36 protein-coding genes and 1 pseudogene are annotated in these 25,316 nt (G+C 35.2%); 2 read left to right on the top strand and 35 right to left on the bottom strand.

Annotated elements, in window-relative coordinates; genetic code table 11:
- Positions 1-60: 60 nt before the first annotated feature.
- The 18 genes and pseudogenes from ACUW6H_RS02725 to ACUW6H_RS02640 all read right to left on the bottom strand — a co-directional run.
- Complete coding sequence (locus ACUW6H_RS02725; protein ID WP_454360898.1) at positions 61-495, bottom strand: SMI1/KNR4 family protein; 435 nt, start codon at positions 493-495, stop codon at positions 61-63.
- A 159-nt stretch (positions 496-654) separates the two neighbouring features.
- Positions 655-1,218 (bottom strand): DUF4303 domain-containing protein, encoded by a 564-nt coding sequence (locus tag ACUW6H_RS02720; RefSeq protein WP_454360896.1) that lies wholly within the window; start codon positions 1,216-1,218, stop codon positions 655-657.
- A 318-nt stretch (positions 1,219-1,536) separates the two neighbouring features.
- On the bottom strand, positions 1,537-1,938 hold the full coding sequence (locus ACUW6H_RS02715) for a hypothetical protein (RefSeq protein ID WP_454360894.1): 402 nt from the start codon (positions 1,936-1,938) through the stop codon (positions 1,537-1,539).
- Positions 1,939-2,001: 63 nt separating this feature from the next.
- The gene (locus ACUW6H_RS02710; protein ID WP_454360892.1) at positions 2,002-2,259 is read right to left on the bottom strand and encodes an RHS repeat-associated core domain-containing protein; all 258 of its coding nucleotides are present in this window, start codon (positions 2,257-2,259) and stop codon (positions 2,002-2,004) included.
- 178 nt (positions 2,260-2,437) lie between these two features.
- On the bottom strand, positions 2,438-2,632 hold the full coding sequence (locus ACUW6H_RS02705) for a hypothetical protein (protein WP_454360890.1): 195 nt from the start codon (positions 2,630-2,632) through the stop codon (positions 2,438-2,440).
- A gap of 42 nt (positions 2,633-2,674) precedes the next feature.
- Entirely contained in the window at positions 2,675-3,037 is a 363-nt protein-coding gene (locus ACUW6H_RS02700; protein ID WP_454360888.1) for a hypothetical protein, read from the bottom strand.
- Positions 3,038-3,193: 156 nt separating this feature from the next.
- Positions 3,194-3,547, bottom strand: a complete 354-nt coding sequence (locus tag ACUW6H_RS02695; RefSeq protein WP_070515438.1) for an immunity protein Imm33 domain-containing protein — start codon at positions 3,545-3,547, stop codon at positions 3,194-3,196.
- Between the two features lie 363 nt (positions 3,548-3,910).
- On the bottom strand, positions 3,911-4,279 hold the full coding sequence (locus ACUW6H_RS02690) for a DUF7716 domain-containing protein (protein ID WP_454360886.1): 369 nt from the start codon (positions 4,277-4,279) through the stop codon (positions 3,911-3,913).
- 23 nt (positions 4,280-4,302) lie between these two features.
- Positions 4,303-4,818, bottom strand: coding sequence for an HNH endonuclease (locus ACUW6H_RS02685; protein WP_454360884.1), 516 nt, complete (start codon positions 4,816-4,818; stop codon positions 4,303-4,305).
- A gap of 378 nt (positions 4,819-5,196) precedes the next feature.
- The gene (locus ACUW6H_RS02680) at positions 5,197-5,577 is read right to left on the bottom strand and encodes a hypothetical protein (RefSeq protein WP_454360882.1); all 381 of its coding nucleotides are present in this window, start codon (positions 5,575-5,577) and stop codon (positions 5,197-5,199) included.
- A 167-nt stretch (positions 5,578-5,744) separates the two neighbouring features.
- On the bottom strand, positions 5,745-5,993 hold the full coding sequence (locus ACUW6H_RS02675) for an RHS repeat domain-containing protein (protein WP_454360880.1): 249 nt from the start codon (positions 5,991-5,993) through the stop codon (positions 5,745-5,747).
- Positions 5,994-6,067: 74 nt separating this feature from the next.
- The gene (locus ACUW6H_RS02670; RefSeq protein WP_454361274.1) at positions 6,068-6,124 is read right to left on the bottom strand and encodes a hypothetical protein; all 57 of its coding nucleotides are present in this window, start codon (positions 6,122-6,124) and stop codon (positions 6,068-6,070) included.
- Positions 6,125-6,273: 149 nt separating this feature from the next.
- Positions 6,274-7,125: a hypothetical protein gene (locus ACUW6H_RS02665; RefSeq protein WP_454360878.1), complete on the bottom strand. Its 852-nt coding sequence runs from the start codon at positions 7,123-7,125 to the stop codon at positions 6,274-6,276.
- Between the two features lie 228 nt (positions 7,126-7,353).
- Entirely contained in the window at positions 7,354-7,854 is a 501-nt protein-coding gene (locus ACUW6H_RS02660) for an SMI1/KNR4 family protein (protein WP_454360876.1), read from the bottom strand.
- A 59-nt stretch (positions 7,855-7,913) separates the two neighbouring features.
- On the bottom strand, positions 7,914-8,252 hold the full coding sequence (locus ACUW6H_RS02655; protein ID WP_454360874.1) for a hypothetical protein: 339 nt from the start codon (positions 8,250-8,252) through the stop codon (positions 7,914-7,916).
- Between the two features lie 22 nt (positions 8,253-8,274).
- Positions 8,275-8,619: a hypothetical protein gene (locus ACUW6H_RS02650; RefSeq protein WP_454360872.1), complete on the bottom strand. Its 345-nt coding sequence runs from the start codon at positions 8,617-8,619 to the stop codon at positions 8,275-8,277.
- A gap of 447 nt (positions 8,620-9,066) precedes the next feature.
- Positions 9,067-9,501, bottom strand: a complete 435-nt coding sequence (locus tag ACUW6H_RS02645) for a CTP synthase (RefSeq protein ID WP_454360870.1) — start codon at positions 9,499-9,501, stop codon at positions 9,067-9,069.
- A gap of 446 nt (positions 9,502-9,947) precedes the next feature.
- Positions 9,948-10,058 (bottom strand): annotated as a pseudogene (locus ACUW6H_RS02640) (RHS repeat-associated core domain-containing protein); the annotation flags it as partial.
- Between ACUW6H_RS02640 and ACUW6H_RS02635 the strand changes: the two are divergent.
- Entirely contained in the window at positions 10,020-10,169 is a 150-nt protein-coding gene (locus ACUW6H_RS02635) for a hypothetical protein (protein ID WP_444817132.1), read from the top strand. The pseudogene ACUW6H_RS02640 and the gene ACUW6H_RS02635 sit on opposite strands and share 39 nt — an antisense overlap.
- Here ACUW6H_RS02635 and ACUW6H_RS02630 read toward each other — a convergent pair.
- The 17 genes from ACUW6H_RS02630 to ACUW6H_RS02550 all read right to left on the bottom strand — a co-directional run bounded on the left by ACUW6H_RS02630 (position 10,149) and on the right by ACUW6H_RS02550 (position 23,140).
- Positions 10,149-10,568: a DUF2750 domain-containing protein gene (locus ACUW6H_RS02630; RefSeq protein ID WP_454360868.1), complete on the bottom strand. Its 420-nt coding sequence runs from the start codon at positions 10,566-10,568 to the stop codon at positions 10,149-10,151. The genes ACUW6H_RS02635 and ACUW6H_RS02630 overlap by 21 nt on opposite strands.
- Positions 10,569-10,570: 2 nt before the next feature.
- Positions 10,571-10,999, bottom strand: a complete 429-nt coding sequence (locus ACUW6H_RS02625; protein ID WP_444817134.1) for a DUF2750 domain-containing protein — start codon at positions 10,997-10,999, stop codon at positions 10,571-10,573.
- A gap of 365 nt (positions 11,000-11,364) precedes the next feature.
- Positions 11,365-11,880, bottom strand: coding sequence for an SMI1/KNR4 family protein (locus ACUW6H_RS02620; protein WP_454360866.1), 516 nt, complete (start codon positions 11,878-11,880; stop codon positions 11,365-11,367).
- Positions 11,881-11,987: 107 nt separating this feature from the next.
- The gene (locus ACUW6H_RS02615; protein ID WP_454360864.1) at positions 11,988-12,380 is read right to left on the bottom strand and encodes an ankyrin repeat domain-containing protein; all 393 of its coding nucleotides are present in this window, start codon (positions 12,378-12,380) and stop codon (positions 11,988-11,990) included.
- A gap of 105 nt (positions 12,381-12,485) precedes the next feature.
- Positions 12,486-12,719: an RHS domain-containing protein gene (locus tag ACUW6H_RS02610; protein ID WP_454361272.1), complete on the bottom strand. Its 234-nt coding sequence runs from the start codon at positions 12,717-12,719 to the stop codon at positions 12,486-12,488.
- Positions 12,720-12,895: 176 nt separating this feature from the next.
- On the bottom strand, positions 12,896-13,579 hold the full coding sequence (locus ACUW6H_RS02605; protein WP_454360862.1) for a hypothetical protein: 684 nt from the start codon (positions 13,577-13,579) through the stop codon (positions 12,896-12,898).
- A 50-nt stretch (positions 13,580-13,629) separates the two neighbouring features.
- Positions 13,630-13,881, bottom strand: a complete 252-nt coding sequence (locus tag ACUW6H_RS02600; protein ID WP_454360860.1) for an RHS repeat-associated core domain-containing protein — start codon at positions 13,879-13,881, stop codon at positions 13,630-13,632.
- A 104-nt stretch (positions 13,882-13,985) separates the two neighbouring features.
- Positions 13,986-14,630 carry a hypothetical protein gene (locus ACUW6H_RS02595; protein ID WP_444817140.1) on the bottom strand — a complete coding sequence of 215 codons (645 nt, stop codon included), beginning with the start codon at positions 14,628-14,630 and terminating at the stop codon, positions 13,986-13,988.
- Between the two features lie 251 nt (positions 14,631-14,881).
- Entirely contained in the window at positions 14,882-15,367 is a 486-nt protein-coding gene (locus tag ACUW6H_RS02590; RefSeq protein ID WP_454360857.1) for an RHS repeat domain-containing protein, read from the bottom strand.
- Positions 15,368-15,385: 18 nt separating this feature from the next.
- Positions 15,386-15,742 (bottom strand): hypothetical protein, encoded by a 357-nt coding sequence (locus ACUW6H_RS02585; RefSeq protein ID WP_033629686.1) that lies wholly within the window; start codon positions 15,740-15,742, stop codon positions 15,386-15,388.
- A 179-nt stretch (positions 15,743-15,921) separates the two neighbouring features.
- Positions 15,922-16,608: a hypothetical protein gene (locus tag ACUW6H_RS02580; protein ID WP_454360855.1), complete on the bottom strand. Its 687-nt coding sequence runs from the start codon at positions 16,606-16,608 to the stop codon at positions 15,922-15,924.
- Positions 16,609-17,058: 450 nt separating this feature from the next.
- Positions 17,059-17,505 carry a hypothetical protein gene (locus tag ACUW6H_RS02575; protein WP_444817143.1) on the bottom strand — a complete coding sequence of 149 codons (447 nt, stop codon included), beginning with the start codon at positions 17,503-17,505 and terminating at the stop codon, positions 17,059-17,061.
- 117 nt (positions 17,506-17,622) lie between these two features.
- Entirely contained in the window at positions 17,623-18,039 is a 417-nt protein-coding gene (locus ACUW6H_RS02570; protein WP_444817144.1) for a CTP synthase, read from the bottom strand.
- 496 nt (positions 18,040-18,535) lie between these two features.
- The gene (locus ACUW6H_RS02565; RefSeq protein WP_454360853.1) at positions 18,536-19,186 is read right to left on the bottom strand and encodes a hypothetical protein; all 651 of its coding nucleotides are present in this window, start codon (positions 19,184-19,186) and stop codon (positions 18,536-18,538) included.
- Between the two features lie 137 nt (positions 19,187-19,323).
- Positions 19,324-20,802 carry a glucose-6-phosphate dehydrogenase gene (gene zwf / locus ACUW6H_RS02560; protein WP_454360851.1) on the bottom strand — a complete coding sequence of 493 codons (1,479 nt, stop codon included), beginning with the start codon at positions 20,800-20,802 and terminating at the stop codon, positions 19,324-19,326.
- A 149-nt stretch (positions 20,803-20,951) separates the two neighbouring features.
- Positions 20,952-21,692, bottom strand: a complete 741-nt coding sequence (locus ACUW6H_RS02555) for an amino acid ABC transporter ATP-binding protein (protein WP_454360849.1) — start codon at positions 21,690-21,692, stop codon at positions 20,952-20,954.
- Positions 21,692-23,140: an amino acid ABC transporter substrate-binding protein/permease gene (locus tag ACUW6H_RS02550; protein WP_454360847.1), complete on the bottom strand. Its 1,449-nt coding sequence runs from the start codon at positions 23,138-23,140 to the stop codon at positions 21,692-21,694. Before ACUW6H_RS02550 ends, ACUW6H_RS02555 begins: the two co-directional genes overlap by 1 nt.
- A 180-nt stretch (positions 23,141-23,320) precedes the next feature.
- On the opposite strand from ACUW6H_RS02550, the gene uvrB reads away from it, so the two are divergent.
- Positions 23,321-25,309 (top strand): excinuclease ABC subunit UvrB, encoded by a 1,989-nt coding sequence (gene uvrB, locus ACUW6H_RS02545; protein ID WP_454360845.1) that lies wholly within the window; start codon positions 23,321-23,323, stop codon positions 25,307-25,309.
- Positions 25,310-25,316: the final 7 nt, after the last annotated feature.

Genomic DNA, 25,316 nt, shown 5'->3' with positions numbered 1-25,316 from the left:
CGCGTGCGTATCGCGAAGACTTTACGTCGTGATTGGAGGTTTCATGCGGGCTACGGCTTGCTATTCACCCAACAATGTTTCTTTAAATAAGTTTTCAAGTGATTCATATAACATTTCCATTTCTGATGAATCATGATAATAAATAAAAATATGTCCCTGTTGATCCATTAAAATAGGATTGCCTGAACCATCATCTGATATTGCATAAAGTTTATTCATTGGTTGTTCATATAATTCTAAAAGTTTTTGAAATCCCTGAGTTAATTCGATAACTGTTTCTTTTCCAATTAATGTTGAATTATGGAAAGCATGGATATCCAAACCAGCGCTTGCGCCGCCGAATTTTTTAATAAATTCAATGTAATCATCGTGAAATTTTATTCCTAAAATATTTTCAGCATGTTTAATTTCCTCACTACTAGCGGGTATCCCTTTAAGCTCAGGTTCATCTTGAAAATATTTAATAAGTAAATTCATTGTTTCTTGGCTAATCATTAAATACCTCTTCTTGATAATTCTTTTAAAGCTTGGTCATACCAAAACTCGCGCCACCAATATACTCAATTGATAAATCATCTAAATTTAATATTGCAAGCCTAAATCCAACAACGCAAAATCGTCTAATGAAAATCGAGATTGGAGGTTTCATGCAGGCTATGGCTTGCTTTGAAATCTATTTTTGAACGTAAGAAATTTATCATATGAATTTAGTTGTTCAGCAGAATAATTTTCCATAATTTCAGTATTATCACTATCTACAATAGAAACAAAAAATATGACATTATTTGTTTTTTTCTTATATATATTTTCTATCGCTTTTTTAAATCCTTCTATAATTGAATCATATACTTCTGCCTGATATTGCTCAAAATTATCGTCTGATATTAATGTATTTGCATCATTAAGAATATTTTGAATCTCATTATTGAATATACTATCTATTTTCTCAGGAACCTCACCAAGTCCTATTGCAAATTGAGGGTAATACCATTTAATAAAAGGCTGATCTTCTTTTGGGTAGTTTACTTTTTCTATTTCGTAGTGAGAAATAGTGTTAGCAGCCCAACCCAGATATGAACAATAGTCATCAATATATAATGTATAGGCAAAAACTTCATTAGAATTATATCTTTCTAATACAAATTTAAATGTCTCTGTAACTCCTTTAGATACATTCTGGATTAAATCTTGAATTATATAATTACTTAAAATACTCATTTTTATTTTCCTTTTATAAATTTTTGTTATCAATCAGTTTCTATGCACATTTACTACGTGATCCGTATTTTCCAAAAACCTTACCACCAATTCTAGTTAATTGCTTACTCATGTATCTATCTGTTTGAGCTTTGTTATACTTAATTTCCTATTTCTTTAAAATAACTAATATTTTTACCCAAAAGGCCACAATAAGCCATCCATAACCAAATGAAAAACCATGAAATTAAAATACTTATCCAATACTTTTGAATAAATTCTTTATATTTAATTAACATGGAAGTCCTTTGGCTATGATGTTTACAGCATATCCTTGAGTTATATTTGTTCATATAAAGTTAAATTCTTTTCTGTGCTTTTATATATATCTGTATAGAAATAAATTCTATTATCTTTTATCTCTTTCAGATAAACCAAGTCTTCGATACCTCCAATATACTCAATGGATAAATCATCTAAACTTAATATTGCAAGCCTAAATCCAACAACGCAAAATCGTCTAATGAAAACTGGAATATAAATTTTTCTATTGAAATATAACAAAGGCCCTCCAAAACCCTGTTCTTGAATAATAACTTGACCGTTAATGGACAAACTTCCAACTAAGGGAGAACCTTGATTAACTTCCATCAAATCAAGGTAACTGACTTCCCATTTGTCAAAAAAATTTTTTTCTTGAAATTCTAAAGGGGTTTCAAGAAAAATTTTTAACTTAGACATTTCTAAAACTTTCCCTTTCTTTTAATTTTTTCGATTTAACTTTTTGAACCTCTTCTGAATGCACTATAAATTGTAATTCGGCGCAAAAGCATACAAATTCTCCCCACCTGCCAACCCAATCGGATCCTGATTCACAAACCGACCCGCATCAGGCTCATAGTACCTGAAGAAGTTGTAATGCAGCCCCGTCTCACGGTCGGCATACTGGTTTTGCAATCGGAAGGGTTGGTGAGCAGTTCCAGAAATGTTGGTTTCACTCTTCAGTTTGCCCCAGCCGTAATAATCGCCGAACCAAACCAGGTTGCCTTCGTCATTGATCATCTCACGCGGGATGCCGATTTGGTCGCAGTGGAAGTAGTGGGTTTATTGTCGGTTTTCTCCGTCTTCGTTGATGTGGTTTAGACAGGCGAAACCGCGTGCGTGCGTACCGCAACACCCTGCGTCAGGACTGAAGGTTTTGTGTAGGCTGTGGCTTATTATAACTTACTTACAGAATATTTCATGTTAGAGGAAGAAACTCCATCTTCAAATTATTACTCACAACTAATTCTTTGAATTTATCAGAAAAAGCCCAAATTAAATCATCATTTATATCTTTTGCACAAAACTCAAAACCAGATATATTTCCCAAAAATACAGGTGGATAATCAATAAACTTCTCTCCATCTATTTCATAAAAATTCGATTTTTCCATATCTACTAATTTAGCAGTTAATTTAATTTTTCCAAGGAAAAATTAAAATTCATCATTCTTGATTCTAAGTTTAGCCGGAAAAAAATCTAATTCATTTTTTAATTTATCAGCTAATTTATTAATGAAAGTTTCAGAGAACAATAACATCTTAGGAATTGTTTGAATATAATCTGTTTTAGAAATATTTTTGGAGGTATATCCACTCTGAGCTATAAAAACTGCTTCATCTATATAATTACCTTTATTGTAATTAATAAATTCCACGATTTCTCTATCATCTTGTTTTAAGTCCACATACGCATCTTCATTATCAACAGCAGAGAATATTTGATAAAGAGTCATCATTTTTTCTTTTTTACTATTACTTTTAGAAATTGGTGTAGCGTAAGTATATTTATCAGTCACAGACCTTTCTCACAAAAAGTCAATATCTGTTACGCTCATTTTCGGTAGAATAAATTGAAGGTCTTCTGAAAACCAAAAACCGCGTGTATTTCGCATATATCCTACATCAGCATTAAAAGTTCCATATGAAATACAGTTTACTAAGATTCATAATAGTCATGCCTGATGTGCAAAGCACCATACATCCTCATACCCTTCATTATCAATTACAAAACCAAATCCTTCCATTAGGGCTAAATACGGCATAACCATTGGAAGTAAAGATTCCAAATGGCTCACATGCAAAGGTTGAAAGAAATCATCATCAGAACTATATTCTCCACAGTAAATAAACCATGTAATTTCATCAAGATTATCCGTAACTCTCAGTTCCCTACGTCCAGATATTGGTTGTTTCCCGATAGTATCTATAGCTATAGCTATCATATCGTTATCAGAAAGTGGGCTAAAATCAGAACCATATTTAGCACAAATAGCCTTCTGCTTTAATTCCAATACAAATTTATTCATTAACTATATTTCCTCGCTTTAATTTTATAGATTACTCTATTTTTTCTTTCCATTTCTAGAATCTATTATATTACCCATTCTTCTTGAGAATGCACTTAATTTACCACCCTGACTATTAGAACAAGCCCCACAATGTAGATTATTTATCTAAAGAACAAATATTTCAGACGACCTCAATAAAATATTAAGGTCGTCTGAAAAAAGGTCATGTATACTCAACAACCCAATCAGATCCTGATTAAACAAACTGCCTAGTTTGAGACTCGTAGTCACGCATCAGGTTGTGATGTAGCTTCGTTTCTTTAGGCTGATATGTCAGTTAATCGCAGAGAGGGGATCTGAAATAATACCTGAATTATAGATTTAAAATTCAATGTAATCATCATTATCCATGTAATAATTTAGAGCATCAATGAATTGATCTTTTGTAAAATTTGGATACCGTTCATCTAAGTCATCGTAAACATCCATAAATACATCCCCACTACATAAAATATCTAATCCATTTTCGTTTACAAAATCAGGAAAAACTTCTTTTCCATCTATTATTTTTGGACCGTTATCCAAATAACAAACCGTCTCTAAATCAAGAATACTCTCATCTTCATCAGAAGAAATATATATGTATGGAAATTTGGCAAATTTATCAGTATCATCATCATTGAATAATCTAGCACATTCAATAACTTCTGATATACTAATTTTTCTTCTATAAAATTTATCTAAATTCATTTTTTGTTCCTTCTATGATTAAATTAACATTTACCTAATGGTTTACTAGTGCGACCGTTTAATTTTCCTCGTCGACCTGGTCTACCACCTCCCCATATACTTCTTCCGCCTTTTCTTTGTGGGTGATATAGACCATGATTTCTTCTATGGTCATTATAATCAACCAGTACCAACCTTTTTGTATTCTCATGATGATGCCACGTTAGTCCCTGTTTATTTTTACCTTTTCCCCAATTGGGACTTGAACTCATATCTCCAGATTTCATCCATTCTTTTAATTCAGGATAACGATTAAGCATATCCCGTTTAAATGATGGGTTAGATTCTATTTTTTTAATAAATGCCTTATTTGCATCATTAAATTGCACAGCATCACTTGAATATCTAATTCCTGAATCTAACTTTTGGTCAAAGAAAATATGGTATTTCCCATTATTAGGTCGAGTAGCTAATCCTAACGGGTCAACCCAAGCCTGTACACTCGGAGCAAACTGATACCTATTATCTCCACCATCCAACCCAATCGGATCCTGGTTCACAAACCGCCCGGCCTCAGGCTCGTAGTATCTGAAGAAGTTGTAGTTCAGCCCCTCTCACGGTCGCAATACTGGTTTTGCAAACGGAAGGGGTGATATGCGCTATCCGTTACCTTGGTTTCCTCTTTCAGACGACCGCAGGCAGTGTATTCGCCGAACCACAAGAGGATGCTGTCTTTATCGGTTAAATCTTGAGATATCGATTTGGTCGCAGTGGAAGTAGTGGGTTTGTTGGCCGCTTTCTCCGTCTTCGTTGGTCCAGTTGCATACCTGTGCCAAAGGTTCGTAAGAACTGAAGGTTTATGCGGACTACGGCTTGCTTGATTCACCCCACGTTTACTCAGGGATTTATACGCTAGCTTGGTTAGTTTTTTATTTTAACTATTTGTTTTCATGTTTATATTTGGAATTCTGCTTTTCATTATGTATATCAGTGAGTAGGTTAGTAATAGACATCCCATTTTTTTGAGCAAGTAGAGCCCATTTTTTCGCTTCGTCTAATTTGTTTTTGTCTTTACTGTCTTGGTAATGATCAAAGAATATATAGGCCAAATCATATTGTGCTTGAGTATTACCTAATTTGGCTGATCGAATTAACCAAAATATAAATTTATCATTGTTAAATTCATAAAAAGCAAAATAATTAGCTAATTTTGATGCTGCTTGACTATTACCAGAGGAAGCATCAATTTTTAACTTTTCTAGATTAGTTTTAGAAATATACATACTGTCATTTATTGAAATGTTGGCATTAGATTTCATGTCTCTATCCTTACTGTATTAGTTATTATAAGACGTTAGAAAAATACTAAAAGAAATAAATCTAAGGATTTTATGGCTTAATTGTAACATATTTACCTCCATTTAATACTTCTCCTGTAACTGCACTAACATTTTCTGTTGCACCACGTACAGGTGCTTTTAATTCATTAGCCAATTTTTGAGCAAATGAATTGTCCCCTTTTCATGTTTGACAAGCAACTAATGTTACTGGTTTCCCTTTGCACAAGGTTTATGTCTACTCCAGTTTTTGAACAATTATCACATTTGTTCATTAGTCCTAATGGATCATTCCATTTCGTTGTATTAGGTTCAAACCAATACAAAATCTCCCCACCCAACAACCCAATCGGATCCTGATTCACAAACCGACCTGCATCAGGCTCGTAATAACGCATCAGGTTGTAATTTAGCCCCGTCTCACGGTCGGCGTACTGGTTTTGCAGGCGGAAGGGCTAGTATGCGCTATCCGTTACTCTAGGCGGTTGTATTCGCCGTACCACAACAGATTGCCGTCTTTATCGGTCATTTCACGCGGAATGCCGATTTGGTCGCAGTGGAAGTAGCGGGTTTGTTGGCGGTTTTCGTTGATGTGGTTTCGATAGGCGAAACCGCGTACGTGCGCTTACATCGGAGTTGGAAGTACAATTAGAGCTACAGTTTGCTTATGGCTTGTGATTACCAGCTAGTAATAGGTCTATGCAAATTTGCCCAAAAGTTTAATAATGATTGTTCAAAAAAACGAAATTCAGACAGATCCTTGTCCACAACTAGACCTAATTCTTTGAAAAGATATTTAGATTTTGTTCTCTCAATAACATCATATTGACTTAATAGCTTAGCAAACCCTTCTTTTGAGGATATCTCAATTTCATTATAGTATATTTCAAGACTTACTGCTTTATCATGAAAAATTGTAACCTCAGTTAACTTTTCATTATCAAACCTCAGTACAAAATTATTTATCTCTATGATATTTTTTGCTTTTGAAATAACATTTTCTGATATATCATATTTTTTAATAATATCTGTTAGAGAATAATGAAATTCAAAATTACCTATAGCCTTATAAGGAACAAATATTAATTTATCATAAACTGGGGTTGAATCTTTAAGTTTACTTTTTTGAAAGTCTGAGTACTTTTTACCTGTATTTTCATATAAGTCTCTTATACTTTCATCGTAAATTAATACCTGCAAAAATAATTTATCCTTAGAGTCAACATACAAAAGTAAATTATATTGTGGAAAAATATAAAAATAATTTCCTTCATCAGAAATTTCTATTAAAGGATTCTCTTCTTCTAAAAATTTTTCTAAATTGAAGAAGTTAATAATTTTTCCATCTAAGCTGAATTCATTGCAACTTCCAGAGGATGATACAGTAATTAATTGAGAATCAGACTGTATCTTATGCTTTCTATCAAACTCCAATGAATAACTAGGATTATTTAAAATAACATCATCAAAATCAGCCTTTTTTTGACCCAATACAATTCCATCCAAAGAATTATTTGATATTTTCAACATAATATATATCCTTTCCTGTATTTGTCGATGTCAATTAGTTTCTCAGTTATCAGGGAAAATAACCTCTAGATAGAATGTCATTGCTAATGGTAATGAAATTTTAACGAACAAATAAATCAGACGAACTCAACAAAGATATTAAAGATCAGCTGGAAACGAAAACCGTGAGCGTGCGATCCAAACGTACTATTTGTTGTGATCGAGGGTTTCATAAGGGCTATAACTTACTCATTCATCTTCATAAGCATCACCATAGCTTTGAAAAGAGGAATCTAACCAAAACCATTCTTTTTCATTTGAAACCAATTTCTCCAGTAGTTCTGTAAATGACTTAGCAATAATGGGAGACTCATCAGGTGTAGCATGAGTTTCTATAAAACTATCATAACAAAAACCAAATCTTTTTTTGTTTAAGTCTATACTGATAAATTGACTACGCTCTTGAGAAGATGCAATCATGAACCAATCATTACTGATATCATCTGCCAATTCCTCCCAAATAACATCATCAGCTGGATATAGAATTTGGTTTGTTGGTTGCAATTCTGAAAGTGAACTGATTCTTATCTCACAAGAAGTATCAATATTGAGAATAGCATATTCATAATTTTCATAAAAGAATTCTAAATCTTTTGGCAAAGAAAAAGCAAATTCTGGTTTTGATACCGCTTTCAAGAATTGATGGCTATTTTTTTGTTCTAATTTTTCAATTAATTCTTTGATTTTCATAAGATACTCCTTAGGACTGAAAGTTTTTGTTCAGGCTACAGCTTTCCTACTTATACAAGTTATATTCTGTTTTTTGCTAAAAAAATATTTTCTAGTGTTTTCTTAAACGAAACCATATCAGTGTCTATATTTATTTCAATATCAATATGTTTCTCGATTTTCAAAGATTTCTGAATATCTTCTCCGAAATCGAATGATAAAATATTACCTTTTAAATCATAATCAACGTTATTGCTTTCAATTGAAAACGTTTGTTCATTGAATTCAAGATATATTTGATCATCTTCGTCTTGATTGAACGTTAGGGTTAAATAATGAAAATTTCCCAAATCAAAGTAGATATATGACAAACCTTCATCATCCGACTCATCAAATGAAATTACTACGGGGTTCCACATAGATTTATTTTTAATTAGCAAACTATAACCTCACACAATCGGATTCTCCCAAAATATACTCAATATATTCATTTATTTTTTTATCAGGTTGATAAGTAATAATTAGATTTTCAATACTATTTTGATAAAATTTTTGTTTTTCTTGAAAATAAATAACTAATTTATTGGAATAAATTTCTACCTTTTTGAAGCCACCTATTCCTGAATATTGCTGGCTGTTTATTTCATAATAATAGTATTCTAAGTCGTCAACTTCTCTTTGCAAGATTAAGTAATTATTAGGATTAGGTTTTTTACTATCTGCAAAAGCAATGGTAAGAATACCATCTTCTATCTTGTAATATGTGTTTTTTGAAATAATTTCCATAAATAATTCCTTATCACATTGTTTCTTAACATTTTCCAGGAGGAGGTTTTTGTCGTCTTTTCTCAGTTGGACGAGGTGCTTTACGAGTTCTTTTTTACTTTTCCTGCTTCCCATGGTTCAGTCCCCGGAGCTTCATAAATTGTCCTGGCGACTGTTTTTTCATGGCACCTTTACAACTAGGACATGCTGGGTACTCTCCTTTAATTCTAGTTGATGGAGTTTCGATAGGCGAAACCGCGTACGTCCATACCGCACATGCACTACGTTAGGATTGGAGGTTTCGTACTGGCTACGACTTGCTAGCTCTTTATTGTTAAAGATAATTGAAATCGAAAGTTGATATAGAACCGATCATCTGGAGAGCAGGAATCGCATACCTATGTTCTGTATATACCCTAAAAGAGTTCTATATAAGCTAAGGCTTGGATTTACACGAGCAACAGCTTCTCAATCCTCATTAGCAAAAAATTCATAAGTATCTATCTCCTCTTTTACGAAGACTATAACAACTTTACCTTCAGGTATCCCTTTTTTGGACATGCCACCTATGGAAATACCCAAAGTGGGAAATGTAATATATGCTTTTCCATCAATGCAATCATATTCTTCTTTTAATTCTTTAATATTTTCAGGCTCAAAAAGATTTAAATTATCAAATATTGGATTCAGATGTTTACTACAAATAATGCTAACTAATTTATTATTTTTATATTCTAATGTGCAGGCATCTCTATATTCAGAAGTAATTTTAAGAATGTTATCTTCTATAACCTTTGCTGCCTTTCCATATTTAGCAATAATTTGCTCCATCGTATTTCCAAGTTGAAAAAAACGATTACCTAAATCTATGCCTTTAAAAGGAATAATTTTAACTTCATTCACTTGCATTTTCCAATGACCTTTCTTAGTTTAGATGCTTGATATTTAGTGATTAATTTCTGTCTAACAGCTTCTCGCACCATCCTTCTCAATCTCTTATCATATTTATCTATAAATTACCTCTTAGTCTCAATAATATCCATCTCCATAGCCAAATCCCATCGACCTTGAAGGATAAATTGTCTTTGTTGCGCTCTCCAACGACGAGCAGTAGTTGAACTCCCTGTACTTGACATGCCTCTATGATCTGATTTATCCATATGATACGCAGGTGCAGAACCATAAGATGGTCTATTTGGTAAATCTTTATATGCTCCCCAAGCTGGAGAGTGATTAGTTTCTCCTCCTTTATGGCTCCCTCTCTCTCCTCTGTAAGTTCCTCTACGTGCTAAACCTAAAGTATCAATCCACCCAATGGAATTCGGTGCAAATTGATAAAAATTATTCCCACCCTTCAATTTGATCGGATCCTGATTCACAAACCGCCCCGCATCAGGCTCATAGTACCTGAAGAAGTTGTAATGCAGCCCCGTCTCACGGTCAGCGTACTGGTTTTGCAGGCGGAAGTGCTGGTACGCGCTATCCGTTACCTTGGTTTCCTCTTTCAGATGACCTTTACGGTTCGGTTGGATTTCGAACTGACCATTCGTTTAAAGATAAGGCAAATCTAAGGCCTCATCATAACTTTCATCTAAGATTTTATTGACTGAGGCGGCAAACTGAATAGCCTTCATATCAATTGTTTCAGGATTATGAGGAATCGGAAAGACAGCTATACCTATTTTATTTTCTATCAACCATGGTATGCCATCCTCTAAAAATTCTTCTATCTCAATTTCATAAATATCAGAATTCTTATCTTCAGAATTTGACATAATTCTTGCAAATTCTAATTCAGGCCATATGGCTAAAGATGAATTTTTCTCATCTCCCCATAATATCCAATCTCCGTCTTTGTCTGCTAAAACATATAAAACTCCAGAGTCAGTTATCCTTTTTAAAGTATGCTCATAGCGTTCTTGACTGGACAAATTAAGAATTGCATTTATTGCTTTTTTATGTAAACCCATTGTTAACCTCCTAATAAATAAGGTAAATCAAATTCTTCACCATACCACTCATAAAAATAATCATTGATCATCTTAGCAAATTCAATTGGATCCAAAATTATAGTTTCTGTTTTTTCATCTATAGGAAAAATAACTAATCTAATATTACTTTCAGACATTAAAGGAACAGTATCTTCTAAGAAGTTCTCTAGTTCTATTTCATCTATTCTCAATGCTTGAGGATTCCATTGGAGGGCTAACTCAGCAAACTCAGATTCTGGAAAGATCATTAGATATTCTTTTCCTTCATCATCTTGCAAACATATCCAGTCATCCTTTCCATCTAGGAGGTATAAAGTTTCAATACCGGATATAGTTTTAATAGAATAATCCAATCTTTCTTTAGCTGATAATTTAACAATTGAATCAATTGCTTGTTTTGGCAGGCCCATTATTTAAATCCTTTCTATTTCCGTGCGTCTTTGATTTCTTGCTCAGATTTTCCACTACATTTTTTGACCCGATACAATCCCATTTAACGAATTATTTGATATTTTCAACATAATATATATCCTTTCCTGTATTTGTCTAAGTCAATTAGTTTCTCAGTTATCAGAGAAAACGACCTCTAGATAGAATGTCATTACTAATGGTAATGAGATTGTTAAAGAACAAATAGTTCAGACGACCTCAAAGAAGATATTAAGATTGTCTGAAAAGCAAAAACCGCGTGCGTTCGACCCGCAGGCAAACTACTTCAAAATTGAAGGTTTCATACGGGCTACGGCTTGCTTAATAAATTTATTGAATATTCTAATTAAAAATACTTAAATGGATAAACATTAAACAAATTATTGCTTATACTATTTACTGAATTTATAAACTCAGCTTTTACATTATCCGTAAGTGTCTCTCCTCCATCTAATAGGTGTTCTAAATCTCGGTATAAGAAAGCCAACTGGATAAATTGTGAGAAATCTATCCCTAAATTTGTAAATCCAGATCTGGTATATTCTCCACTATCATGATTATAATGAAAAATGGTATTATCTATTTTATTTAAAAACCATCCATCTCCTTGTCCCGCTTGTCCAATACTCCAAAAACACCTTGATATTTCGGGATAATGACTCTCTAAGTATCTATTTTCATTTAAAGCCTCTTCATAATTAAAAAGAGAAATATCAGGTATTATCTCTACCTCCTGATACTTAGCAATAAATAACAAATAGTTATTATCTAACTTGGGAAGTTTATCTAACTTTTTAATTTCTACTTTACGCTTAATACATATATTAAAAAAATCCTCGGGAAGTAATTTTAATTTGAACACAAAAGTATCCTCCATATATTTTTTGATAGAAGCATATTTCCTTCAATACCATATCGTTAAGATTAGGGGGGCATGCATGATATAGCCCACCAAGATTGATTTATAATTTATTTTTTATTTAGGTTTTTAAAATTATTTAATAGTTTTACTATCTTTTCTTTATTTTCGCTGGATGAGTTAATTGCAATTCTAACGGCATCTTCTCCAAATTCATTTTGTATATTTTTATCAGATCCATTATCAAGGAGTAATCTCACCATTTCTATATTTCCAAACATGCATGCATAATGTAGGGGGGTATATCCTAAGTCTCCTTTAAGGTCGATCAATGCCCCATTTTGAAGAAATACAAGAGCATCATTTAAAGAATTATTTCTGGATGCAATATGTAAAACTGTATCATCCATACCGCCTACTTGATTTACATCTTCAATAGTGTCACTCAAAAAATCAGGATGCGTTTCATATTTTTTTAAAATACATAATAATTCTTTTTCCATTAACAATACCTATAGTTCTAAGTTGATAAATTTAATATCTGGATTTTATTTAATACTCGTGACGCAATTTTCTTTATGCTCTTTTTTAGATTGTTTAATCTGTTTTTAAGTTCTTGTATTTTTTGAGTATGATCGTCCTGACCGTATTCGTAGGCGGTTTTGGCCTAGATTGTTATTGAAGAAATATTTTAGACGGCCCCAAGCGGTGTATTCACCGTACCACAGGAGATTGCCATGAATGTCGGTCATCTCGCGCGGGATGCCGATTTGGTCGCAGTGGAAGTAGTAGGTTTGTTGGCGGCTTTTTGATTTCGGCGCGGACGAGTTGGTTTTCGAAATCGTATTGGTAGTACTGGTTTCGACATTGGGCAGCTGGCGGTAGATCAGGTCACCCAGTGCATCGTAGGTGTAGCTGTGGTTGAACGCAATACAACAAAGGTCGTCTGAAAAGCAAAAACCGCTTGCGTGCGTACCTCACATACCCTACGTCGGGACTGAAGGTTTTATACTAATTATTAAGTATTTTGAATAAAGAAAATACCTGCTTGACTTCCAGATAGAAGTTTCTTCTTAACATTTTGGTCATAATAAAAATAACCAATACCATTCTGAAAAATATGTAATTTTTTATCTATATCTTCTTCTAATAATTGCAAGCAAAAATTAAACTTAGGAGAAGGATATATTATATCTTGTTCAAAATAAGGATTGCCAAAAATTTTGGATACATCCAATCCCATTCCATTATCTTCAAAGAATAAATGTTCATTTTCATTGTATTTCGCATCTGCTTCTTTATCAACTTCATCAAGTCTTTCAAAAAATTTTCTTTCCAAAGAAATACTTCCTAAATCTTGCTTGTCGATATCTTGTTCCCTTTCATAAATAACAGCACAACTAAAACCATCATTAAGTAAAATTAAATCATCCTGACAATTAACAGTATATTTGGATGAAATAGAGTCTTTTACTCCTCCCAGTGCATGCTCCTCTATAGAAATAAAAACAGAGATATAATAATTTCTGCGAGGGAATACATTTTCAGGTAAAAAGTCAGAATAAAGAGTAAACAGATGTGTTTGATAGGTATCAGAATTTGGAACTTTAGGCCATAATTCTAACGGAATATGTTCGGCTCCTCCTCCAATATAGCCAATACTATGTGGCGTTTTAGAAGAAGTAAAAAGTAATTTTGACATTTAAATTTCCTCAATAGCATTTATTTTTTTTTGCAAATTTTATTGCCTGTTTACGCATTAGGAACAAACTGATACAGATTGTCTCTGCCTGAAAGCCCAATCGGATCCTGATTCACAAACCGACCCGCATCAGGTTCGTAATAGCTCATCAGGTTGTAATGCAGCCCCGTCTCACGGTCGACATACTGGTTTTGCAATCGGAAGGGTTGGTGAGCAGTTCCGGATATGTTGGTTTCGCTCTTCAGTTTGCCCCAGCCGTAATAATCCCCGAACCAAATCAGGTTGCCGTCTTTATCGGTCATCTCTCTTGGGATGCCGATTTGGTCGCAGTGGAAGTAGCGGGTTTGTTGTCGGTTTTGTTGTAGGTGTAGGCCAAGGTATGACCCAGCGCGTTGGTGAGAATAAATTATTTAAATACACTATACGTCGCCAATATAACACTTAGCTCCCAAGAATAGTCATCGATATATTCCATAACAATCTCATCACTATACGGTTCATAACAAGATTTAACCAAATTCACATCCAAACGAAGAATTTCTTTTCCATTAACCCATAAATCTTTACTCTTAGCAGATAATTCAGAGAAATCTTTATGTTCTTTAAGCTTTTTGAAGGCTTTCAGATTAGTTAATTGTCTAATTCCCAAAAAATTAGAATCAGATGAGTCAGTAGAAATGCAACTCATTGAGTTTATCTCATTAATTATCGCATCCTTCAGATATGCTGCTGGTGACATAATATTATCAAGACGATTAATACATTTATTGAAAAAATCTTTATCGCCATCCCAACTTTTACTGATTTGCACTCCAAAAGCTAATGGGCTTACCACCCAAGCATCATCATCTGCTCTAGGTAAAGAAATTATTAAATAGCATGTTTGAGAACCTTCTTTATGTTCTATACAATATATGTACATATAGACTAAATGTTCATCATCAAGCTCTTTGACCCAAGATTTATATTTTCCAGAACATTCTGGATAAAGCTTGAAGCCATTATCAATTAGAAATAAATTTAAATTCTTCACATTATTATTAAAGCTCATCTTACATTCCTATAATTATTAAAATAAGTGCTTTACTACCAAAAGCCCACGGGATATTACCTTTTCTCATTTTTTCTAGTAAAGTCTTCATCTCCGGGGCCTTAGATGGATCATCTATAACGTTTATAATATACCCTAATTTGCTGTTCTTTAGGACATTTCTCTTTAGGATTTGCTTTTAATCTCCTTCCTTCTGTTCCTGCAGCAAATATTTCATTGGCACGTTTATCATGATACTGTCTAATAAAAAATCAAAAGTTCCATTTCTTTAATACTAAAGAATCAAACCAACTATTTATATTTGATGAGAATTCATAAAGGTTGTCCCCACCCATCAATCCAATCGGGACCTGATTCACAAACCGAACCGCATCAGGCTCATAATACCTGAAGAAGTTGTAATGCAGTCTGGTCTCTTCATCGAAGTATTGGTTTTGCAGTCTGAACGGCTGATGCTCATCGTTGTAAACCCTTTCATTCTTTTTCAGACGGCCCCAGGCGGTGTATTCGCCGTACCATATTAAATTGCCATGGATGTCGGTCATCTCTCTTGGGATGCCGATTTGGTCGCAGTGGAAGCAGTGTGTTTGTTGGCGGTTTTCGCCTTCTTCATTGGTCCAGTTATGTATCTGTTCCAAGGGGTCGTAGGTGTAGGCCCAAGTCTCTTTCGTGCCGTCTTTTTTGAAGATTTCGGCTTTAACCAGGTGGTCATGCAGATCGTAGAAGTAGTTCTGCACTTCGCCGTCGGTATACGATTATTTAGTAAAGCCAATTTCTTTGATCAATTTATCAATTAAATCATTTAGATTAATTTCCTTTGGAACTTCAAGTTTAATATTATTACAAAAATTAAATAATAGCTTGAATAAATATTCTCTATCATTTATATTAGGAATATGTGGTGTTATTTGTATATTCTCCTTTATAAAGTTACCAAAAAGAAATTTTTTACTATTTTTTAATATAATTGGTTTTAATAAATCTCCATTTCTATTAAATATTTCATAGAAATTTTGTTTGATATCGTCTGGTTCTAAATATAATTCTGCATCTTTGATATTGGCAAACAAACTAATATCTCCATTATCATTCACAATAATTGGCATATCCATCTTATTTTCTCAATTATTTAAAATTTAATTTAAGTTTTATTTCATTACAGTGGTCGTCTGAAAAACAGAAAACGCGTGTGTACCGCACACACCATACGTCAGTATTGGAGGTTTCATACGGGCTACGGCTTGTTTACGTTGGGAATGGAGGCTTTATACGAGATACGAATTACTAATTTCTAAGTTAGATATTTAATGTTCCCATCTGGATATTTTCCCTCCCATTTATAAGGAAAATAATTTTCTTTATAACACTTGATTATTGATTCAATAAAATAATCAGCCTTATCAAAAGCATAGTATTTTATAAGTAATTCTATATCTCGCATTACCTCATCCATAAAATAAACATAAATATTATTTTCCGCATCTAAATTATCAATTCTTTTACTCAATAAAGTGAATATTTTTTCAATAGCTATACTTATCTTTTCTCTACCACTCGATGAAAAGTATACTTTATTGATATTCCTCATATACATATCTTTTAATCTACCATAATAATTTTCATCAAGTAAATTTTTAACCTTCTGTTCTTTAGTATTTTTTTCTAAATCCAAATTTAGAAAGATTTTTTCAACATACTCTATATTCTCTACATTAATAGGCACATCTTCTCTACTAGGAAGTTCCTTTATTTTATTTAAAAAGTATGTAAGTATTTGATCTTTTCCACTAAGCAAAACTTCCATTTCTTTAATTAAGCTAGATTGATTATCTGGAATTAATTTTACAAATAAATCAATCAACTCAGTTCTTCCTTGAATATCAATATCCGAATCATTAATACTTCTAAATATCAAATCCTGCGCTTTACCTATTTCATTTACTTTAATATATTTTTTTATTAGCTCTATCTTTTTCATTTTAACACTTCCTTGATGATTTAATATAGCGAGTCCATGTAGTAGGTTTTAATTTAGCGGACGAGTCGGTTTTCTAAATCGCATTGGTAATATTGGTTTTTGACATTGGGCAGCTGGCGGTAGATCAAGTTACCCAGTTTGTGGATGAGAAATTTTTAAAAGGACGAATGTTTCAGACGACCTTGATGTTGAACGGTAATCGGATTATTAAAGAACTGATATTTTGGAAAACCTCAAGAAAGTATTGAGGTCGTCTAAACAGCAAAACCGTATGCGTGAGTACCACACATTCTCTGCGTCAGGACTAAATGTTTTGTCCAAGATACGGCTTGCTACCTATGTATTTGAAAATTTTATGTAGACCATGGTTATGCAAATACAGCTTGCATTTTAAAAGTCATCCAACACACAGACCTACAGAAAAGATATCTAGACAGACTACGTTCTTACTTAAATTTCAAAAGGTTCCTGCTTAACCAAATCTACATAATTAGGATCCTCTTCTTTTTGAGGTGCTCCTACCCAGCCACCTTTTTCCTTTACATAGGCTGATTTCCTATAAGAAAATTTTTGGATAATTCTAGAAATATCTTTATCTAAAGTTTCTTTTGTATTCCAGATATTTGAGCATTCTCCACAACCAAAAAAATCCTCATTATCACCAGTAATATGCGCAACCCAACCAGTACAATGTTGCGTTGGACACCTAAAAACAAAATTCTCTACTGGTATTTTTGATTTTAAATAAGAATCTTCGGTATAAGCCGTACTGTTATGGCATATAGGGCACTCTACCATAACAACTTTTAATCCTGTTTTCATCATTTGATTAACAAAATCTTTATCATTCTGAGTTAATTCAGACTTATTACCACAGTATGCACAAACTATAAACATTATTTCCTCCTAATTTAAACCATCGTACCACACATTCCCTGCGTCAGGACTGAAGGTTTTGTGTAGGCTGTGGCTTACTCTACATCGTAATTGGAAGTTTCATTGGCTACAGTTCGATTAGACCTCGATAAAACATTCAAAAAAATCAAGGTGATTTTTATCGAACGCAATTAATAACTTGCCTTCAGGAATTTTTTTCCCTGTCATACCTCCTATACAAATTCCGAGATTCTTAAAAAGGATATATTTTTTTCCTTCGATAAATTCTGAATCGATGGCTTTAAGGTCTTCGATTGAATTTTTAAATATATCAACATCTCCTAATATGGGATTAGAATCTTTTAAGCAATATCCATAGACCAATTTATCATTTTCATAAACTAACTCACAAGCATTCCTATATTCCACCTTATTATTCATAATATTATCTTCAACCATTCTTGCTGGTTTTCCATATTTTTCTTGTATTTCCTCAAGAGAAGTACCAAATACAAAATCACCAATTGATTCAAATGGCTTAATCAAGTAGTTCATATTAACCCTTTCCAATATATTTACATTAATAAAATTAGGAACATTTACTAATAATTCTACGAAATCTTGTTGCCTATTTCCTAGAAATTAATCCCTGCCGTTTGGTTTCCGAAATCATCCTTCCTACATGATTTTATATACGCCTTTTATTCTATTTCAAAGGCAGCAGTATGATATGAAAACCCTTTCGTGCGCACATTTTTGACGAAATAAGATGAAGGTCGCCTGAAAGTTCGTTTTCAGACGACCTCTATGTCAACTGCTAATGAGATTGTTAAAGAACAAATGATTCAGACGACCTCAAAGAAGATAGTGAGATCGTCTGAAAAACAGAAACCGCGTGCGTGCCACATACACCCTACGTCAGGATTGAAGATTTTGTGCAGGCTACAGCTTGCTACCTATAAAATTGAAAATTTATGCAGGTTACGGTTTGCCTGTTATTCTCAATTATTCAAAGAAAAAATTATAGAAGTTTTTTACTTCAATACTTAGTTTAGTTGACTGAAAAAAAAACATTAAGTTCAGCAATAAATTCATCGTCCTCTAGAATAAAATAATCATCATTATTAATATTTTTCGAAAAGAATTTTTCCGACAATGCCATTATTTCAGACAATGTTTGTATAAAATCTCCTAAAGAAGAAGCTATTTTTTTAGGTTCTTTTGACCCTAATCGTAAAGAAAAGATTTCAAGGGTTTCCTTTGAAATTAATATAGGTTCGTCATTTTGATTAGCTATATAGAGATAATTCTCTATGTTTATGGCTTCTTGCCATCCTACTAAGCCTTCTTGATTTTCAGATGATGCAAAAATTAAATTAAATGGCTGACCTATATGAATTTGAGGATTTAATGTTATCAAATTGAAAAAATAGTTAATGATAGACGCATTATCTTGTAATATTTTTTCGTCAATTATAATTTCCCCAAAATCGATCTCCTTACGAGAAATTTGACCATAAATATTAGAAAAATTTTTAACTGCTGTTTTCAAACTAAACATAATAATATACCCGTATCTTGTGCATTTTTTAAGTTGTTGCAACATTGCTCGCCTATCAATTAACCTATCGCGCCCCAAATTGGCCCAGCGACCTCTATGCCCTTGATTAGAATATAAATGTTCGTCAACTCCTCCAGGCAAGTTTGTCTTTTCTTTCCTTACTCAGTCTTCGTCCGAACGGGTCGTAGGCGTAGGTCCAAATCTCGGTGTTGCCGGCGGGCTTTTTGATCTCGGCTCGGACGAGTTAGTTTTCTATATCGTATTGGTAATAATGGTTTTCACTGTCGGTCAGCTTGCGATAGATCTGGTTGCCATGTCCATTTGGCACCGTATTTTTCAAGTAAATCAAAGCTGGCTTGTGGTCCCATGCTACCTGATTTATAATCATGAAGAGGAGTGCCATTATCAGCCCACAACTTCTCGATACGATCAATCAATTCCCAAGAAGCGCTAACTTCTTCCCAGTGGCTAAAGTTAGTTGAATCGTTATTCAATACATCGTAGATTAGCTTTTCATAAGGATCTGGTGAAGCACCTGTAGCTGTAGCATCAGTTCTGTAGTCAAGCGAATTATGTGCTAGTTTGAACTCTTCTCCAACTTCTTTACCGTTAAGGCTGAGAGAGAAACCTTCTGTTGGTTGGATATAGATGGTCAAAATATTTGGTGCTAGAGGCTCTCCAAAAATTGAATCCATTTGCTTAAAGACAATATTGACATGCGTTCCCTTTTCAGTCATTCGTTTACCTGTACGGAAGAAGAATGGAACACCACGGAAACGGTCACTTTCAACAAAGAAGGCACCTGAAGCAAAGGTTTCTGTCATGGATTCTGGGTTAACATTTGGTTCGCTGCGGTAAGAAATGTATTTCATGCCATCGACTTTCCCAGAACGATATTGACCTCGGATGAAGTGCTCTTTAAGTTCCTCATCTGTAGGGTGGTAAAGGTTCTTGAAGACCTTGATTTTCTCTGCGCGAATGTCATCCTTTGTAAAACTTGCAGGCTTGTCCATAGCAAGGAGTGACAAAAGCTGAAGTGTGTGGTTTTGAACCATGTCACGAAGGGCACCAGATTCATCATAGTAGCCACCACGTTCTTCAACACCTAGACGCTCTGCAAAGGTAATCTGGACATTATCAATGTGCTCACGGTTCCAAACATTTTCAAAGATCATGTTGGCAAAACGAACAGCAAAGATACTCTGAATCATCTCTTTACCTAGGTAATGGTCGATACGGTAGATTTGCTCCTCATCAAAGGCTGCAAGGAGATCTTCATTGAGTTTGCTAGCTGTTTCATAGTCTGTACCGAAAGGTTTCTCGACAATCAAACGTTCAAAGCCTTTACCGTCAACGATGTTTTCAGATTTGAGGTGCTTGGCAATAGTTCCAAAGAACTGAGGTGCCATAGACAAGAAGAAGAGCTTGTTGTGTTCAGCTTGGTATTTTTCATTGAGTTCGGCTTGTAATTGGCGCAAAGCAATGTAATGTTCCGTATCATTCACATCATGGCTTTGATAGTAGAAGTGGCTAGCAAACTCTTGGGCTTGCTCGGTACTATCTGCCAAATCAAGGATGGACTCGACAACAACAGATTCAAAATATTCCTTACTCCAAGGTCTACGAGCTGTTCCGATAACAGCAAAATGTTCAGAGAGATTGCCTGATTTATAGAGTCTGAAAAGGGAAGGGTAGAGTTTGCGTTTAGCTAAATCTCCACTCGCACCGAAAATTGTAACAATAACCTTTGATGACATCTAGCTACCTAATTTCTATATTTTTTCCTAGTTGGACTAGGGATGAGATTTCCTCATTTTCATAGTCTTTATTTTATCATAATTTTCAAAAAAATCAAAAAATCCAATACGCAATTAAAAAACTGTAAGGAGAACCTTACAGTTTTGTTTTATACATTTAAGACCTTGTCCAAGAACTCTTTTAGACGAGGGTGTTGCGGGTTATCAAAGATTTGGTCTGGAGTTCCATCTTCAAGAAATTCTCCATCAGCTGTGAAAATAACACGGTTAGCTACCTGACGAGCAAATCCCATCTCGTGGGTGACGATGATCATGGTCATACCTTGCTCTGCCAATTCCTTCATAACGTTCAATACATCTCCAACCATCTCAGGGTCGAGAGCGGAAGTTGGTTCGTCAAAGAGCATGATGTCAGGATTCATGGCTAGTCCACGCGCGATAGCCACACGTTGTTTTTGACCACCTGAGAGACTATCTGGATTGGCTTGTGCCTTATCAGCTAGACCGACTTTTTCCAGCAACTCTATTCCCAATTTCTCAGCTTCAGCCTTGGTCATCAACTTGTGTTCAACTGGAGCAAAAGTGATGTTATCTAAAACGGACATATGAGGGAAGAGGTTGAAGTGCTGGAAAACCATTCCGATGTTTTCACGGACATGGTCGACGTTGGTCGATTTTTCAGTCAAGTCGTAGCCATTAACCATGATATGGCCACTCGTTCCCTCTTCTAGCAGGTTGAGGCTACGAAGGAAGGTTGATTTACCAGAACCTGAAGGACCGATGATACAGACAACGTCCCCTTCATAGAACTTAGTTGTAATTCCTTTTAGGACCTTATTTTTTCCATATTGTTTATGTAAGTCATTGACTTCGATTTTTAATTTTGCCATTAACGAATCCTCTTTTCTAAGCCTTTGGCTAGTCTAGTCAAAAGCGTGATGATGATAAGATAGAAGATAGCAAGGATTGCATACATCTTGAAACTTTGGTAGTTACGGGCAATGATGATCTTACCAGTTTGGAAAAGTTCTACCAGACCGATAGCTGACACGATAGTCGTATCTTTAAGAGCGATAACGAACTGGTTGACAAAGTTTGGAAGCATGAGTTTAGTTGCTTGCGGCAAGATAATCTTACGCATGGTTTTTCCATAAGAGATACCAAGACTGCGGCTGGCCTCCATTTGACCAACTGGAACAGCTTGGATACCACCACGAACGATTTCAGCGATATAAGCAGCTGAATTGAGCGAAAGGGCAATGGTACCAGCTACAAAGTCGTTGATAGGGCTTTGCTGACCAGTAATCGACTCGATGAAGTTTGGAATACCCCAGAAGATGAAAGCTGCTAGAATCATCAACGGAATACCACGAATGACATCCACAAAAATCTCTGAAATGACTCGGAGTGATTTGTATGGACTAACGCTTAACATACCAAAGATAATTCCAATCACGATCGCAATCGCAAACGAGATAAGTGCTAAAGCGAGAGTGATTCCAAGCCCACTAAGGAGTTGTTTGTAGTTGTTTTGAAGCAAGCCCCAGATAGTGGTTTCGTCAACTGTATTTGTAGAAGTAGTTGTTGCTCCACTTGCTAGATACTTGTCGAGAATTTTTTGGAATTCTCCATTAGCTTTGAGGTTGGCAAGTCCTTTATTGAACATCTGAATCAACTCTGGATTGCTGCCTTTCTTGACTGCAAAGGCTGTTTCGCCGATTGGAGTTCCAGCGATTGGCGTTTTCAATTTTTGACCTTGGCTGATAGAATATTTGAGAACTGGCTCATCATCCATCACGGCATCAATAGCTCCAGTATTGAGGCTGTCATACATGGATGCACCATCTGCAAAAGTTTTAATCTTGTAACCGTATTTGCTTTGGTTCTCAGTAAGGAATGTTTGAGAAGCAGTACCATTTTTAACACCAACGGTCTTATCCTTGAGGTCTTCATAAGAAGCGATAGTGCTTGATTCTTTGACACCGAGAATGGTATTAGCAGTGTAGTAGGAATCTGAGAAGTCAAAGGTAGCTTTACGAGCATCCGTAACAGACATTCCAGCTATAATACCATCTGCTTGTCCTGCTTGAACAGCGCTAATAGCTGCGTCAAATCCAGGATTAGTAATTTCAATCTCAAATCCTTGATCCTTGGCAATAGCCTTGATCAAGTCCATATCAATACCAGTATACTCGTTGCTTGAATTTTGAAATACAAAGGGAGCAAAAGATGAATCACTTGCAATAACATACTTAGATTTAACTGTGTCAGCTTTTACTACTCCTAGTGAGAAAATGGGAAATAAAATTAGCAAAAATGCTAGGATTTTTTTCTTCATTTTAAGTCTCCTTTCTGAATATTTTCCCATTATAACAGAAAATATTTCAGAAGGCAAATTTTAAGGTTTTATATGTAAGAAGATATAACATGGATTTATAACCCTGATAAATTCAGAGATAAAGAATCTGGTGGAATTTATGGTAAAATAGAAGGATAGAAAAATGCAGATGAGGCAATCATGATAAATCGAATTACAGATAATACATTTAAGTTAGTATCAAAATACCAACCATCAGGAGATCAACCCCAAGCCATCGAACAGTTGGTTGATAATATCGAGGGTGGAGAAAAAGCCCAAATTCTGATGGGGGCGACTGGTACTGGGAAGACCTATACCATGAGTCAGGTCATTTCCAAAGTCAATAAACCAACTCTGGTCATTGCTCATAACAAGACTCTTGCTGGTCAGCTCTATGGAGAATTTAAGGAATTTTTCCCAGAAAATGCAGTTGAGTACTTCGTATCTTACTATGATTATTACCAGCCAGAGGCCTATGTCCCTTCGAGCGATACCTACATTGAGAAGGATAGTTCCGTCAATGACGAGATTGATAAGCTTCGCCACTCAGCGACTTCAGCCCTTTTGGAGCGTAATGATGTCATCGTTGTGGCTTCTGTCTCTTGTATCTATGGTTTGGGTTCGCCAAAGGAATATTCTGATAGTGTTGTTAGTCTCCGTCCAGGTCTTGAGATTTCTCGTGATAAACTCTTGAATGACTTAGTCGATATCCAGTTTGAACGCAATGATATTGATTTCCAACGAGGAAGATTTCGCGTTCGTGGGGATGTTGTGGAAATTTTCCCAGCCTCTCGAGATGAACACGCTTTTCGAGTAGAGTTCTTTGGGGATGAGATTGATCGTATCCGTGAAGTAGAGGCTTTGACAGGTCAGGTATTGGGAGAAGTGGATCATCTGGCGATTTTCCCAGCCACTCACTTTGTGACCAATGACGACCATATGGAAGTTGCGATTGCCAAGATTCAGGCGGAGTTGGAGGAGCAGTTAGCAGTTTTTGAGAAAGAAGGCAAACTGCTGGAAGCTCAGCGTTTGAAACAGCGGACAGAGTATGATATCGAGATGTTACGTGAGATGGGTTATACCAACGGTGTTGAAAACTACTCACGTCACATGGATGGTCGTAGCGAAGGAGAGCCTCCTTATACGCTTCTTGATTTCTTCCCAGATGATTTCTTGATCATGATTGATGAAAGTCACATGACCATGGGGCAGATCAAGGGCATGTACAATGGAGACCGTTCGCGTAAAGAAATGCTGGTCAATTATGGTTTCCGTTTACCGTCCGCCTTGGACAATCGACCTCTCCGTCGGGAGGAGTTTGAGAGTCATGTGCATCAGATTGTTTACGTTTCAGCAACACCAGGCGACTACGAAAATGAACAGACCGAGACAGTGATTGAACAAATCATTCGTCCAACGGGACTCTTGGATCCAGAGGTGGAAGTCCGTCCGACTATGGGACAGATTGATGACCTCCTAGGTGAAATCAATGCCCGTGTTGAAAAGAACGAACGAACCTTTATTACCACTTTGACAAAGAAAATGGCAGAGGATTTAACCGACTACTTCAAAGAAATGGGCATCAAGGTCAAGTACATGCACTCGGATATTAAAACCTTGGAGCGAACGGAGATTATCCGTGACCTACGCTTGGGTGTCTTTGATGTCTTGGTCGGAATCAACCTGCTCCGCGAAGGGATTGACGTTCCTGAAGTGAGTTTGGTTGCCATTCTCGATGCTGACAAGGAAGGCTTCCTTCGTAACGAACGTGGCCTCATCCAGACCATTGGACGTGCTGCCCGCAATAGTGAAGGGCATGTCATCTTGTATGCAGACACGATGACCCAGTCTATGCAAAAAGCTATCGATGAAACAGCCCGTCGTCGGAAAATCCAGATGGCTTATAATGAAGAGCATGGTATTGTGCCTCAGACAATCAAGAAAGAAATCCGTGACCTAATCGCTGTGACCAAGGCAGTCGCCAAGGAAGAGGACAAGGAAGTCGATATCAATAGTCTTAACAAACAAGAGCGCAAGGAACTCGTCAAGAAACTGGAGAAACAAATGCAAGAAGCCGTCGAAGTGCTTGATTTTGAACTTGCCGCCCAGATTCGGGATATGATGTTGGAAGTGAAGGCCTTGGATTAGATAGGAT

Source organism: Streptococcus sp. 151470009-6 (assembly GCF_053628175.1).
The sequence above is the reverse complement of the archived record's forward strand: the minus strand, read 5'-3'. Positions and strand labels throughout refer to the sequence as shown.

Bases quoted from the DNA above. Each gene is read 5' to 3' on its own strand.
- ACUW6H_RS02725 (WP_454360898.1), bottom strand. From the start codon at position 495: ATGATTAGCCAAGAAACAATGAATTTACTTATTAAATATTTTCAAGAT.
- ACUW6H_RS02720 (WP_454360896.1), bottom strand. From the start codon at position 1,218: ATGAGTATTTTAAGTAATTATATAATTCAAGATTTAATCCAGAATGTA.
- ACUW6H_RS02715 (WP_454360894.1), bottom strand. From the start codon at position 1,938: ATGTCTAAGTTAAAAATTTTTCTTGAAACCCCTTTAGAATTTCAAGAA.
- ACUW6H_RS02710 (WP_454360892.1), bottom strand. From the start codon at position 2,259: ATGATCAATGACGAAGGCAACCTGGTTTGGTTCGGCGATTATTACGGC.
- ACUW6H_RS02705 (WP_454360890.1), bottom strand. From the start codon at position 2,632: ATGGAAAAATCGAATTTTTATGAAATAGATGGAGAGAAGTTTATTGAT.
- ACUW6H_RS02695 (WP_070515438.1), bottom strand. From the start codon at position 3,547: ATGAATAAATTTGTATTGGAATTAAAGCAGAAGGCTATTTGTGCTAAA.
- ACUW6H_RS02690 (WP_454360886.1), bottom strand. From the start codon at position 4,279: ATGAATTTAGATAAATTTTATAGAAGAAAAATTAGTATATCAGAAGTT.
- ACUW6H_RS02680 (WP_454360882.1), bottom strand. From the start codon at position 5,577: ATGAAATCTAATGCCAACATTTCAATAAATGACAGTATGTATATTTCT.
- ACUW6H_RS02675 (WP_454360880.1), bottom strand. From the start codon at position 5,993: ATGCGTTATTACGAGCCTGATGCAGGTCGGTTTGTGAATCAGGATCCG.
- ACUW6H_RS02665 (WP_454360878.1), bottom strand. From the start codon at position 7,125: ATGTTGAAAATATCAAATAATTCTTTGGATGGAATTGTATTGGGTCAA.
- ACUW6H_RS02660 (WP_454360876.1), bottom strand. From the start codon at position 7,854: ATGAAAATCAAAGAATTAATTGAAAAATTAGAACAAAAAAATAGCCAT.
- ACUW6H_RS02655 (WP_454360874.1), bottom strand. From the start codon at position 8,252: ATGTGGAACCCCGTAGTAATTTCATTTGATGAGTCGGATGATGAAGGT.
- ACUW6H_RS02650 (WP_454360872.1), bottom strand. From the start codon at position 8,619: ATGGAAATTATTTCAAAAAACACATATTACAAGATAGAAGATGGTATT.
- ACUW6H_RS02635 (WP_444817132.1), top strand. From the start codon at position 10,020: ATGCAGCCCCGTCTCACGGTCAGCGTACTGGTTTTGCAGGCGGAAGTG.
- ACUW6H_RS02630 (WP_454360868.1), bottom strand. From the start codon at position 10,568: ATGGGTTTACATAAAAAAGCAATAAATGCAATTCTTAATTTGTCCAGT.
- ACUW6H_RS02625 (WP_444817134.1), bottom strand. From the start codon at position 10,999: ATGGGCCTGCCAAAACAAGCAATTGATTCAATTGTTAAATTATCAGCT.
- ACUW6H_RS02615 (WP_454360864.1), bottom strand. From the start codon at position 12,380: ATGGAAAAAGAATTATTATGTATTTTAAAAAAATATGAAACGCATCCT.
- ACUW6H_RS02605 (WP_454360862.1), bottom strand. From the start codon at position 13,579: ATGTCAAAATTACTTTTTACTTCTTCTAAAACGCCACATAGTATTGGC.
- ACUW6H_RS02600 (WP_454360860.1), bottom strand. From the start codon at position 13,881: ATGACCGATAAAGACGGCAACCTGATTTGGTTCGGGGATTATTACGGC.
- ACUW6H_RS02595 (WP_444817140.1), bottom strand. From the start codon at position 14,630: ATGAGCTTTAATAATAATGTGAAGAATTTAAATTTATTTCTAATTGAT.
- ACUW6H_RS02585 (WP_033629686.1), bottom strand. From the start codon at position 15,742: ATGGATATGCCAATTATTGTGAATGATAATGGAGATATTAGTTTGTTT.
- ACUW6H_RS02580 (WP_454360855.1), bottom strand. From the start codon at position 16,608: ATGAAAAAGATAGAGCTAATAAAAAAATATATTAAAGTAAATGAAATA.
- ACUW6H_RS02575 (WP_444817143.1), bottom strand. From the start codon at position 17,505: ATGTTTATAGTTTGTGCATACTGTGGTAATAAGTCTGAATTAACTCAG.
- ACUW6H_RS02570 (WP_444817144.1), bottom strand. From the start codon at position 18,039: ATGAACTACTTGATTAAGCCATTTGAATCAATTGGTGATTTTGTATTT.
- zwf (WP_454360851.1), bottom strand. From the start codon at position 20,802: ATGTCATCAAAGGTTATTGTTACAATTTTCGGTGCGAGTGGAGATTTA.
- ACUW6H_RS02555 (WP_454360849.1), bottom strand. From the start codon at position 21,692: ATGGCAAAATTAAAAATCGAAGTCAATGACTTACATAAACAATATGGA.
- ACUW6H_RS02550 (WP_454360847.1), bottom strand. From the start codon at position 23,140: ATGAAGAAAAAAATCCTAGCATTTTTGCTAATTTTATTTCCCATTTTC.
- uvrB (WP_454360845.1), top strand. From the start codon at position 23,321: ATGATAAATCGAATTACAGATAATACATTTAAGTTAGTATCAAAATAC.